At 57.0% G+C, this 12,725-nt stretch carries 8 protein-coding genes and 1 other RNA gene; 6 read left to right on the top strand and 3 right to left on the bottom strand.

Annotation, left to right across the window (positions count from 1 at the left end; genetic code table 11):
* Nucleotides 1–54 precede the first annotated feature (54 nt).
* Both ydiK and rprA read left to right on the top strand, forming a co-directional pair.
* Nucleotides 55–1,170: an AI-2E family transporter YdiK gene (ydiK, locus tag DD597_RS03505; RefSeq protein ID WP_015570721.1), complete on the top strand. Its 1,116-nt coding sequence runs from the start codon at nt 55–57 to the stop codon at nt 1,168–1,170.
* 209 nt (nt 1,171–1,379) lie between these two features.
* An RNA gene (gene rprA / locus DD597_RS03500) (antisense sRNA RprA) lies at nt 1,380–1,487 on the top strand.
* Nucleotides 1,488–1,492: 5 nt separating this feature from the next.
* Here the strand turns inward: rprA and DD597_RS03495 are convergent.
* From DD597_RS03495 to ppsA, 3 genes are all read right to left on the bottom strand, one after another.
* The gene (locus tag DD597_RS03495) at nt 1,493–3,868 is read right to left on the bottom strand and encodes a glycoside hydrolase family 3 N-terminal domain-containing protein (protein WP_129255954.1); all 2,376 of its coding nucleotides are present in this window, start codon (nt 3,866–3,868) and stop codon (nt 1,493–1,495) included.
* Nucleotides 3,869–3,871: 3 nt separating this feature from the next.
* Nucleotides 3,872–5,272, bottom strand: coding sequence for an MFS transporter (locus DD597_RS03490; protein ID WP_003857776.1), 1,401 nt, complete (start codon nt 5,270–5,272; stop codon nt 3,872–3,874).
* 234 nt (nt 5,273–5,506) lie between these two features.
* Nucleotides 5,507–7,885, bottom strand: coding sequence for a phosphoenolpyruvate synthase (gene ppsA / locus DD597_RS03485; RefSeq protein ID WP_129255953.1), 2,379 nt, complete (start codon nt 7,883–7,885; stop codon nt 5,507–5,509).
* A gap of 335 nt (nt 7,886–8,220) precedes the next feature.
* Here ppsA and ppsR point away from each other — a divergent pair, with 335 nt between their 5' ends.
* The 4 genes from ppsR (at nt 8,221) to DD597_RS03465 (ending at nt 12,710) form a co-directional block, all read left to right on the top strand.
* Nucleotides 8,221–9,054, top strand: coding sequence for a posphoenolpyruvate synthetase regulatory kinase/phosphorylase PpsR (ppsR, locus tag DD597_RS03480; RefSeq protein WP_017384644.1), 834 nt, complete (start codon nt 8,221–8,223; stop codon nt 9,052–9,054).
* Nucleotides 9,055–9,204: 150 nt separating this feature from the next.
* The gene (aroH, locus tag DD597_RS03475; protein ID WP_023315935.1) at nt 9,205–10,251 is read left to right on the top strand and encodes a 3-deoxy-7-phosphoheptulonate synthase AroH; all 1,047 of its coding nucleotides are present in this window, start codon (nt 9,205–9,207) and stop codon (nt 10,249–10,251) included.
* Nucleotides 10,252–10,462: 211 nt separating this feature from the next.
* On the top strand, nt 10,463–10,651 hold the full coding sequence (gene hemP, locus DD597_RS03470; protein ID WP_015570723.1) for a hemin uptake protein HemP: 189 nt from the start codon (nt 10,463–10,465) through the stop codon (nt 10,649–10,651).
* A 76-nt stretch (nt 10,652–10,727) separates the two neighbouring features.
* A complete protein-coding gene (locus tag DD597_RS03465) occupies nt 10,728–12,710 on the top strand; it encodes a TonB-dependent hemoglobin/transferrin/lactoferrin family receptor (protein ID WP_022650912.1) in 1,983 nt (660 codons plus the stop codon).
* Nucleotides 12,711–12,725 lie beyond the last annotated feature (15 nt).

Raw genomic sequence — 12,725 nt, 5'->3', positions numbered from 1 at the left:
GCGGTTTATATTCCCATCAGCCTTGCTGGTGTTCATTTAAGGAAAGTTTCGTTTATGGTCAATCTTCGTCAGCCCAGGGATGTCGCGCAGATACTGCTGTCGGTGCTGTTCTTAGCCATTATGATTATTGCGTGTCTGTGGATCGTTCGTCCTTTCGTGCTCGGATTTGCCTGGGCCGCGACCGTCGTCGTCGCCACCTGGCCTTTACTCTTGCGTTTGCAGAAACTGCTGTTTGGTCGCCGCGGCCTGGCCGTGCTGGTGATGACGTTGCTGTTGTTCCTGCTGTTTATTATTCCCATTGCACTACTGGTTAACAGCCTGGTTGACAGTAGCGGCCCGGTTATTCGCGCGGTCACCAGCGGTGATATGACGCTGCCGGATCTCGCGTGGCTGAACAGTATTCCTGTTGTGGGCGCAAAACTGTACAGCGGCTGGCACAGCCTGCTGGAGATGGGCGGTAGCGCCCTGATGGCCAAAGTGCGTCCGTACATCGGCACAACCACCACCTGGTTTGTGGGGCAGGCTGCGCACATCGGTCGCTTCATGATGCACTGTACGTTGATGCTGGTCTTCAGCGCCCTGCTGTACTGGCGCGGCGAGCAGGTTGCGCTGGGGGTACGTCATTTCGCCACCCGACTGGCAGGTAAACGCGGCGATGCGGCCGTGCTGCTGGCAGCCCAGGCCGTCCGCGCGGTGGCGCTCGGTGTGGTGGTCACAGCGCTGGTGCAGGCTGTACTTGGCGGAATCGGGCTGGCGATTTCCGGCGTACCTTATGCCACCATTTTCACCGTCGTCATGCTGATGACCTGTCTGGCGCAGCTCGGTCCGCTGCTGGTGCTGGTTCCCTGCATTATCTGGCTTTACTGGACGGGGGATACGACCTGGGGCACGGTGCTGCTGGTCTGGAGTTGCGTGGTGGGCACCATGGATAACGTGATCCGTCCCCTCCTCATCCGCATGGGCGCTGACCTGCCGCTGATTCTGATCCTGTCTGGGGTAATCGGGGGGTTAATTGCCTTCGGCATGATTGGCCTGTTCATCGGTCCGGTTCTGCTAGCGGTGACCTGGCGTCTCTTCTCCGCCTGGGTGCATGAAGTACCGCCGCCGGGAACCGATCCAGACGTCATCTTAAGCGAACTTGAAGAGCTGGAAGATAAGAACGCGCAGTAAGAACGGATGCCGGGTGGCGCTAACGCTTACCCGGCCTACACTCTCCACAGCAATACTTAAACGTTGCTAAACTATTTATTCTCTGCACACTGGTCAGACCCGCCTTTTCCTGCCTAAAACCGTCATTCTCTTCAAGAAATCTTTACCTGCCTTTAACTATTGAGACGAATCCGATCGACTCAAAATCCTGGCATGCCTACTATTAAGACACGGTTATAAATCAACATCTTGATTTATAAGCATGGAAATCCCCTGAGTGAAACAACGAATTGCTGTGTGTAGTCTTTGCCCATCTCCCACGATGGGCTTTTTTTTATCCTTTTTACGCCAGTGTAATGTCACAGCGACTAAGCATCCGCCAATCCCCCGCCAGTTCCCGCGTCTCTCCGGTTACCAGCACGTTCACCACCTCGCGTATATCCGCCGAAGACGCGCCAACCTGTAGCTCAAACTCCCCTGGCTCGACAATTCGCTTTCCGTCCCGGCGGGTGAAATTAAACATCTCCACCGGCAGGGTAAAGGTCAGCGTGGCGGTTTCTCCCGGTGAAAGCGTCACGCGCTGGAACGCTTTCAGCTCCTGAAGCGGACGCACCTGCGTGGCGACCTTGTCGCGTACGTACACCTGTACCACTTCGCTGCCGCTGCGCTCGCCGGTGTTGGTGATATTGACGCTTAACGCCACCTCTCCGTCGATCGGGACGCAGCTTTCAGCCAGGCGGGCCGCGCCCCAGCGAAACTGCGTCCAGCCGAGACCGTAACCGAACGGGTAAAGTGCGCCGAAATGGAACGCAAACGGCGTGCCGCCGCTTTTCAGCTTGTGGTTATAGTAGTACGGCATCGCCCCGGCGTTTTTCGGCACGCTCACTACCAGCCTGCCCTGCGGCTCCGCGCGGCCGGTTAAGACATCGGCAATCGCCCAGCCCCCTTCCTGCCCCGGCGCCCAGGCCATCATCAGCGCGGCCACCTTCTCTTCCAGCCCCTGAAGGTTATAAGGACGCCCGCCCGTCATGACGACAATCACCGGCTTACCGGTTGCCACCAGCGCCTCCAGCAGCTGTTGCTGCACGCCTGGCAGATCCAGCGAGTCGGTATCCGATCCTTCCCCCACGGTGCCGCTCTGGAACAGCCCGGCAAGGTCGCCCACGCAGGCCACCACCACGTCACTCTCTTTTGCCGCGCTCACGGCGTCGGGGATCAGATCCATACGTTGTGAAACCGGCGATTGCTGTATCGGTTTACCGCCGCTGTCGCCCGGGAACACCGGCGCGCCCGCCATCCGTTTTTCGATAATGTGACACCCTTTGGCGTAACGTATCAGCGATGCGCCAAGGTACTGTTCCAGCGCCGCGCGCGGGGTGGTCACCTGCGAGGTCTCTTCAACCATATCGCTGATGATCAGGTGAACCGGGAAGCTGTAGCCGCTCAGCAGCGCCAGCGGATCGTCAGCCGTCGGCCCCACCACCGCTACACGGGATTTTCCGCCGAGAGGTAATATGCCGTTGTTTTCCAGCAGCGTGATCGATTTTGTTGCCACCTCGCGCGCCACCTGCCGGGTCGCCTCACTCTGCAAATCGATGCCGTCTTCGTCGGCGTACGGTTTTTCAAACAGCCCGTGACGGAATTTTTCACTTAGCACGCGCGCCACAATCTCATCCACTTTCGCCATTGAGATAAGCCCACGCTCTACCGCTTCCGCCAGATGACGCGCGCAGTCATCCTTCGGCAATTCCACGTCCAGCCCGGCGTTAAACGCCAGCGCCGCCGATTCCGCTGGATCGTGAGAAATTCCGTGGTGCTGGTGCAGCAGGCTGACGCCGCCGTAATCCGCCACGATAATGCCGTCGAAGCCCCACTGTTCACGCAGCACGGTAGAGAGCAGGAAATGGTCGCTGTGCCCTGGCTGATTATCAATGTCGTGATAGGCTGGCATCACCGAACCGGCGTTGGCCAGCTTCACCGCCATCTCAAACGGCAGCAGGAAGGTATCGTTTAGCTCGCTGAAACCGAGATGGACCGGCGCATGGTTGCGCGCCCCTTCGCTGAAGGAGTGGCCGACGTAATGTTTCAGGGTCGCCAGCAGATCGCGCTTATCGCCCTGCAACCCCTTCACGTACGCCGTCGCCATCACCCCTACCAGCCACGGATCTTCCCCAAATGTCTCTTCCGTCCGTCCCCAGCGCACATCGCGCGAGACATCCAGCACGGGGGCCAGCCCCTGCTGGCACCCGACGGATCGGGCCTCTTTGCCAATCTGCTCCGCTGCGCGCTGTACCAGCTCCGGGTCCCAGGTGGAACCGTAGTTTAGCGACGACGGGAACAGGGTTGCATCTTTGCACAGCAGCCCCACCAGACACTCCTCATGAAACAGCGCCGGAATGCCGAGCCGGGTCTCCTCCATCATCATGCGTTGCAGGCGGTTGGCGGCACGCACGCCGGTTTTTGCATTAACAATGTGCGTGCCGAGCGGACGGGTGATCTGCCCGACGCCGAGCTTCAGCCTTTCGTTGAGGGACGCCTGTTCGCTCACGCCAGCGAATTCATCGCTCAGATCGCTGCGCTCGCGGTGGTTGCCGTGTTCATCGAGGATCAGCCAGTACGCGTGCATCTGGGCAAATTTCTCTTCCGGCGTCATACGCGCCAGTAAATCAGCGACACGCTCGTGTACGGGACGTCCCGCGTCCTTGTAGATCGCAGTCATGGTTTACTCCTGTAGTGCGGATTGGGTTGCCGGGCTGAGCTGCCCCGCATCGTTTCGACTATCGCGTTTGCTGGCCAGCTCGCGGGCGATGCTGTCCACCAGCCGGCTGTTAAGTTTGTAGATGGCAAGGAGCGCCACCATGCAGAGGAACAGCGCGCAGGGGATCAGGGTGAACAGGGCATTGATGGTTGCAAGAACATGAGGCGCCTGGTTTGCCTGACCCGGAGCGTAATCCACCATGCCAAGCACCCAACCGACCACCGCCCCACCCAGCGCCAGCCCAAACTTGATGGCAAACAGGGCGGTAGAAAAGACCAGCCCGTCCAGGCGGCGGCCGCTACGGTGTTCTTCGTAGTCCACCACATCGGAGAACATGGTCCATTGCAGCGGCGTGGTCAGGTTCTGAATAAAGCTAAACACAATATTCAGACCGAATATCAGCCACACCTGCGAAGGCGGAATGAAGAAAATCAGCGCGCCAAAAATAACGAAAGAAATAATGGTCCACTGATAGGCACGCACCCGGTCAAATTTCCCCAGCAGGCGTTCAGATAATAATGCGCCGCTTAAGGAGGCCACCATGCCGGAAACAATAAAGGCAAAAACCAGTTCCGGACGTAACAGAACATAGTTAACGTAATACATGGTCGCAGAGCCACGCGTCACGACGGCGGTTAACAGTAAAATATTAAACAGAAAAACAATTCGCCACTGGCTATTGGCGGCCAGCAGTTTTAAATCCGTCAGCATCGAACCGGAGGTGTCATTGCGCGGCGAGTAACGCTCCCGGGTCATAAAGAAGCAGCAGAAGAATAAAACAATGCCCAGCAGCCCCATCAGGCTCATGGCATAGAAATAGCCTTTTTGCACATTCCCCTGGCCTAATAATGAGACCAGCGGCAGCGCGATGACCGTTACAATCAACCCGCCGATAAACGACAGGCCAAAGCGCCAGGATTGCAGCGAGTGGCGTTCGCGCGGGTCGAGCGTCAGCGCGCCGGGCATGGCACAGTAAGGGACGTTAATCGCAGAATAGATCAGACTCAGGATGGCATAGGTTACGCAGGCATAGACAATTTTTGCCGTCTGCCCGGCATCCGGTACGTAGAAGGTAATCAGGCAGCTCACGCCAAACGGAATGGCAAACCAGAGCAGCCAGGGACGAAAACGACCGTGGCGGGTCTGAGTGCGGTCCACCAGCGCGCCAATGCACGGGTCGACAAACGCATCGACCACGCGCACCACTAAAAACATGGTGCCCATAATGGCGGCAGGCAAACCGAATACGTCCGTATAGAAATAAGCGAGAAATAACGTTGCCGTTTGCCAGACCAGCGCGCTGGCCATATCGCCGAGGCCATAACCTATTTTATCTTTGGTACGTAATACAGAGGAGATTGTCATTGTTATTTGCCTTTTTATCAGGTTAAAACGTATTTCAACCAGTCGCGCATCATCCCGACGGATGTACGCGGTAAGGCTCAAGTATTAGCAACGCCCTGCCCGCTAACAATTGTCTAAATTAACAGATAAATTATGATATTTGGTTTTTTGCTTTATTTGTGATGGTGAGCATATTCGCAGGAAAATAAAAAAGGCGAGGACAGATATCCTCGCCTTTTTCAGATTATGCAGGTTTTACTTGTTCAGCTCTGCCAGGCTCAGCCAGGTCTGCACCACGGTGTCCGGGTTCAGGGAGAGGCTATCAATTCCCTCGTCCATCAGCCAGGCCGCAAAGTCTTCATGGTCAGAAGGACCCTGGCCGCAAATCCCGACATATTTACCCTGTTTCTTCGCCGCGCGGATGGCCATGGAGAGCAGCGCTTTCACCGCCTCGTTACGCTCATCGAACAGCTCAGAGACAACGCCGGAGTCGCGGTCCAGGCCGAGCGCCAGCTGCGTCATGTCATTCGAGCCAATGGAGAAGCCGTCGAAGTGCTCCAGGAACTGCTCGGCCAGCAGGGCATTGGACGGAATTTCACACATCATGATGATCTTCAGCCCGTTCTCGCCGCGCTTCAGCCCCTGACGCGCCAGCTCATCTACCACCGCCTTCGCCTGATCCACGGTACGGACGAACGGGATCATGATTTCCACGTTGGTCAGCCCCATGTCGTTGCGCACGCGTTTTACCGCCTCGCACTCCAGCGCGAAGCAGTCGCGGAAGCTTTCCGACACGTAGCGTCCGGCGCCGCGGAAGCCCAGCATCGGGTTCTCTTCTTCCGGCTCGTAGCGTTCGCCGCCCACCAGGTTGGCGTATTCGTTCGACTTAAAGTCCGACAGACGCACGATCACGCGTTTCGGGTAGAAGGCCGCGCCGAGCGTGGCGATCCCTTCCGTCAGACGACCAACATAGAACTCTCTCGGCGAGTCATAACCTTTCATCATCTCGCGGATTTCGTTTTGCAGTTTTGCGTCCTGGTCGTCGAACTCCAGCAGCGCACGCGGGTGCACCCCGATCATACGGTTAATAATAAATTCCAGACGCGCCAGGCCCACGCCTTCGTTCGGCAGGCAGGCGAAGTCAAACGCGCGGTCCGGGTTGCCGACGTTCATCATGATCTTCAGCGGCAGATCCGGCATGGTATCCACGCTGGAGCTTTTCACGCTGAAGTCGAGGATATCAGCATACACGTAACCGGTATCGCCTTCGGCACAGGAGACCGTCACGTTCTGGTCGTCCTTCATGCGTTCGGTCGCGTCACCACAGCCGACTACCGCCGGGATCCCCAGCTCACGGGCAATGATTGCCGCGTGACAGGTACGGCCACCGCGGTTGGTGACGATGGCAGCCGCTTTTTTCATGATCGGTTCCCAGTCCGGGTCGGTCATGTCGGTCACCAGCACGTCGCCTGGCTGAATGCGGTTCATCTCGCTAATGTCGTGGATCACTTTCACCGGACCGGCACCGATGCGGTGGCCGATTGCGCGGCCTTCCGCGACAATTTTGCCCTGTGCGTGCAGGGTGTAGCGCTCCATGACCTGACCGCGTGAACGGACGGTTTCCGGACGCGCCTGCACGATAAACAGCTTGCCGGTGTGTCCGTCTTTGGCCCACTCGATGTCCATCGGACGGCCATAGTGTTTTTCAATCTGCACCGCCTGCTTCGCCAGCTCTTCCACTTCGGCGTCGGTCAGGGAGAAGCGATCCCGCTGCTCCTGCGGCACATCTTCAATGGTGACCTGCTTGCCATGTTCTTGCGTCGGGGCATAGATCATGCGGATTTTTTTCGAGCCCATGGTGCGGCGTACCACTGCCGGACGGTTAGCCGCCAGCGTAGGCTTGTGCACATAGAATTCGTCAGGGTTCACCGCCCCCTGCACCACCATTTCGCCCAGACCCCATGCGGAGGTGATAAACACCACCTGGTCGAAGCCGGATTCAGTGTCGATAGAGAACATCACGCCGGAAGAGCCCACGTCGGAGCGCACCATGCGCTGTACGCCTGCGGAGAGCGCGACGCCGCGGTGGTCATAGCCCTGATGGACGCGATAGGAGATGGCGCGGTCGTTGAACAGGGAAGCAAACACATGCTTCACCGCCACCAGTACTGCCTCGTAACCCTGGACGTTGAGGAAGGTTTCCTGCTGTCCGGCGAAAGAGGCATCCGGCATATCTTCTGCGGTAGCGGAAGAGCGCACGGCAAAGGAGGCCTGCGCGTCGTCAGCGGAGAGCTGGTTGTAGGCGTCATGGATGGCTTTTTCCAGTTCCGGCTGGAAAGGTGTGTCGATAATCCACTGGCGGATTTGCGCGCCGGCTTTGGCAAGCTCGGTGACATCATCAATATCCGTTTTATCCAGCAGGTCGTAAATGCGCTGGTTTACACCGCTCTGTTCTAAAAACAGGTTAAACGCATCGGCGGTTGTGGCAAACCCGTTAGGTACGGAGACACCCATACCGGACAGATTTGTAATCATTTCACCCAGGGAGGCATTTTTGCCCCCAACTCTGTCTACATCATTCATGCCGAGTTGGTTATACCAAAGCACCAGCGGTGACGAGCCATTGTTGGACATCGAAACAATCCTTTTGTGATATTTGATCGGAGTAAGAAACACCTGACTACGTATTTATACTGGCATATTTATTTTCGCTAAAAAAACGGTGAATCGTGTAAGCAATTTAAATTTTCAACTTTTCGGACAGTTTCCCGGCATTCGCTAACCCGATGATTCCTATAGATTCCGGCAAAAACCATAGAAATAAAGCCGCTATTCGGAAAATGAAATCCACTTTTCAGGAAAATCAAAAACACCATTTCATTTTAAATTCAGATAAGTTCTTTGCTGTGAAATTAACTTTTTTAATTTATGCTTTCAGGCAATTACGTACGCTATTCAGGGTGGATAAAATGGATAATGCTGTCGATCGCCACGTTTTTTATATTTCTGATGGGACGGCGATTACCGCCGAGGTGCTGGGACACGCGGTGATGTCGCAGTTTCCGGTATCGATAAACAGCATCACGCTGCCGTTCGTGGAAAATGAGAGCCGGGCCAAAGCGGTCAAGGACCAGATCGACGCTATTTACCAGCAGACCGGCGTTCGTCCGCTGGTGTTCTATTCCATTGTGATCCCTGAGATCCGCAATATCATTCTGCAAAGCGAGGGCTTCTGTCAGGACATCGTGCAGGCGCTGGTTGCCCCCTTGCAAAGCGAACTGAAGCTCGACCCGACGCCGATCGCCCACCGTACCCACGGGCTGAACCCCGGTAACCTGACCAAATACGATGCGCGTATTGCCGCTATTGACTACACCCTGGCGCACGACGACGGGATCTCGCTGCGCAATCTCGACCAGGCGCAGGTGATTTTGCTCGGCGTGTCGCGCTGCGGTAAAACTCCCACCAGCCTATACCTGGCAATGCAGTTTGGCATCCGCGCCGCCAACTACCCCTTTATTGCCGATGATATGGATAACCTGGTGCTGCCCGCCGCGCTCAAGCCGCTCCAGCATAAGCTGTTTGGGCTGACCATCAACCCGGAACGACTGGCGGCGATCCGCGAAGAACGTCGCGAGAACAGCCGCTACGCCTCGATGCGCCAGTGCCGAATGGAAGTCTCTGAAGTCGAAGCGCTGTACCGGAAAAATCAAATTCCCTGGCTGAACAGTACCAACTATTCAGTAGAAGAAATTGCCACCAAGATCCTCGATATCATGGGGCTAAATCGCCGCATGTACTAATACGCTAGTACATTAATTCAGTTTCAGTTATTATCATGCCATCCTCGGGGCGACGTGCCCCGAACTTGAAATCAGCAGGGATTGGTTTAAGGTGATGCCCATCACTTCCCGGTAGTCTGCCGATGAAGCAAAAAATTTCTGAGACATTCCATGAACAAAACCGACGAACTGCGCACCGCGCGCATTGATAGCCTGGTCACACCGGCTGAACTGGCCAGGCTGCATCCCGTTTCCGCCGAGGTGGCGGACCATGTGACGGCCTCCCGTCGCCGCATCGAAAAAATTCTCAATGGTGAAGACAAACGTCTTCTGGTGGTGATTGGCCCCTGCTCCATCCACGACCTGGACGCGGCAATGGATTATGCACAACGCCTTCAGACGCTGCGCGGCACGTATCAGGATCGCCTGGAGATCGTGATGCGTACCTACTTTGAAAAGCCGCGTACCGTCGTGGGCTGGAAAGGATTGATTTCCGATCCGGATCTGAACGGTAGCTACCGGGTGAATCACGGTATTGCGCTGGCGCGCAAGCTGCTGTTACAGGTTAACGAGCTGGGCGTGCCGACTGCCACCGAATTTCTGGATATGGTGACCGGACAGTTTATTGCCGACCTCATAAGCTGGGGCGCGATTGGCGCGCGTACCACCGAAAGTCAGATCCACCGTGAAATGGCGTCGGCGCTCTCCTGTCCGGTGGGCTTCAAAAACGGAACGGACGGTAATACCCGAATTGCCGTAGATGCCATCCGCGCGTCACGCGCCAGCCATATGTTCCTCTCCCCGGATAAAAATGGCCAGATGACCATCTACCAGACCAGCGGCAACCCGTTCGGACATATCATTATGCGTGGCGGTAAAAAACCGAATTACCATGCAGAAGATATTGCCGCCGCTTGCGAAACGCTGGCGGAATTTGACCTGCCGGAGCATCTGGTGGTGGATTTCAGCCACGGCAATTGTCAGAAACAGCACCGCCGCCAGCTGGACGTCTGCGAGGAAGTTTGCCAGCAGATCCGCAGCGGCTCGACCGCCATTGCAGGAATTATGGCGGAGAGTTTTATCAAAGAAGGCACGCAGAAGATCGTCGCCGGACAGCAAATGGTCTACGGCCAGTCAATCACCGACCCGTGCCTGAGCTGGGAAGACAGCGAACGGCTGCTGGAGATGCTGGCGTCTGCGGTAGATTCGCGCTTCTAACCCCTTGCCGGGTGGCGGCTTTGCATTACCCGGCCTACGATTCGTGCCCTTCTCCCTCTCCCCGTGGGAGAGGGTCGGGGTGAGGGCGTCAGACCGCATCTCTCCCCCAAATTTGATCCCGTCACACAATTTTCACAAAAACGCTTGCTGTGAATTTGCAGTTTATTGATAATGATTATCATTGTTACATTGATTGTTATTTATAAACATTATGTCACCGACCGATAACAGCGCGGCAACGCCAACAAAAACACACACAGCGCCGTCCCCTGCTCCCACCGATCGCCGAATCGACAGTAAAAGCCTGTTGGGTGAGGAGGGACGGGTCATTATCGAGCATGACGGCCAGCACTACCTGCTGCGCCAGACCAATGCCGGAAAACTGATCCTGACTAAATAAACCAGACAACACATTCGCCAGCCACCCAGGTGATCCCCAGGCAGCCAGCGCTTTTCAATTCTTATGGAGAGTTGCTATGCCACACCTGCAATCCGCGTCTTTACGCCCGTCTCTTCTGGCGCTGGCGATTGTCAGCACCCTGCCGGGCGTTACGTTTGCCGCTGCAGACGAGATCACCGTCACCGCCACCGGCAATGCCCGCAGCGCCTTTGAAGCTCCCATGATGGTGAGCGTGATTGACGCCACCGCGCCGGAAAACCAGACCGCCAGCTCCGCTGCCGACCTGCTGCGCAAGGTGCCCGGTCTGACGCTGGACGGCACCGGGCGCACCAACGGTCAGGACGTTAACCTCCGTGGCTATGACCGCCGTGGCGTGCTGGTGCTGGTGGATGGCGTGCGCCAGGGCACCGATACCGGGCACCTGAACAGCACGTTCCTCGATCCGGCGCTGATCAAACGTATCGAAGTGGTGCGCGGCCCTTCCGCCTTGCTGTACGGCAGCGGCGCGCTGGGCGGCGTAATTTCGTATGACACCGTCGACGCCAGCGATCTGCTGGATGCAGGTAAAAACAGCGGCTATCGCGTATTTGCTACCGGTGCAACGGGCGATCACAGCATCGGGATGGGCGCCAGCGCCTATGGCCGCACCGATACCCTGGACGGTGTGGTCTCCTGGTCCAGCCGCGATCGCGGCGACATTCGCCAGAGTGACGGCGCGAGGGCGCCAAACGACGAATCCATCAACAATATGCTGGCGAAAGGCAGTTGGAAAATCGATCCGGCGCAGACGCTGAGCGGCTCCCTGCGCTACTACAACAACGACGCGCAGGAGCCGAAAAATCCGCAGACCACGGATGCCAGCAGCAGTAACCCGATGACCGATCGTTCCACCATTCAGCGCGATGCCCAGCTTGGCTACCGCATTGCGCCAGCCGGAAACAACTGGCTGAACGCCGATGCGAAAATTTACTGGTCCGAAGCGCGGATTAACGCCCAGAACATCGACGCCAGCGGTGAGTTCCGTAAGCAGACCACCAAAGGCGGCAAAGTCGAAAACCGCACCCGCCTGTTCAGCGACTCCTTCGCCTCGCACCTGCTGACCTACGGCGGGGAATACTATCGTCAGGAGCAACACCCTGGCGGCGCGACCACCGGCTTCCCGGACGCTAAAATCGACTTCAGCTCCGGCTGGTTGCAGGATGAGATTACCCTGCGCGACCTGCCGGTAACGCTTCTCGGCGGGACGCGTTACGACAACTACCGCGGCAGCAGCAGCGGTTACGATGACGTGGATGCGGATAAGTGGTCATCACGCGCCGGGTTAACCGTGAGTCCAGCCGACTGGCTGATGCTGTTCGGCTCTTACGCCCAGGCCTTCCGCGCGCCAACGATGGGCGAGATGTATAACGACTCGAAGCACTTCTCTATCGGCAGCTTCTACACCAACTACTGGGTGCCGAACCCGAACCTGCGTCCGGAAACTAACGAAACCCAGGAGTTCGGTTTTGGGCTACGTTTTGACGATCTGCTGCTCGCCAACGACGCGCTGGAGTTCAAAGCCAGCTACTTCGACACCAAAGCGAAAGATTACATCTCCACTACCGTCGATTTTGCGGCGGCCACCACCATGTCCTATAACGTACCAAATGCCAAAATCTGGGGCTGGGACATGATGGCAACCTACGCGACCAGCCTGTTCAACCTGGACGTGGCCTACAACCGCACGCGCGGGAAAGATACCGACACGGGCGAATACATCTCCAGCATCAACCCGGACACCGTCACCAGCAAGCTGGATATCCCGGTGGCGCAAAGCGGATTCTCCGTGGGCTGGATCGGCACCTTCGTCGAACGTTCAACGCACATCAGCAGCAGCTACAGCGAGCAGCCTGGCTACGCAGTGAATGATTTCTACGTCAGCTATAAAGGTCAGCAGCAGTTCAAAGGCATCACCACCACCCTCGTGCTGGGGAACGCCTTCGACAAAGCCTACTGGTCACCGCAGGGCATCCCGCAGGATGGCCGCAACGGCAAGATCTTCGTCAGTTATCAATGGTAATTCCCTTCGGGGCAA

The organism is Enterobacter cloacae complex sp. 677-3DZ2D5B, from assembly GCF_004136695.1.
GTDB classification, from domain to species: domain Bacteria; phylum Pseudomonadota; class Gammaproteobacteria; order Enterobacterales; family Enterobacteriaceae; genus Enterobacter; species Enterobacter hormaechei_C.
This window is presented reverse-complemented; position numbering and strand designations above follow the sequence as displayed.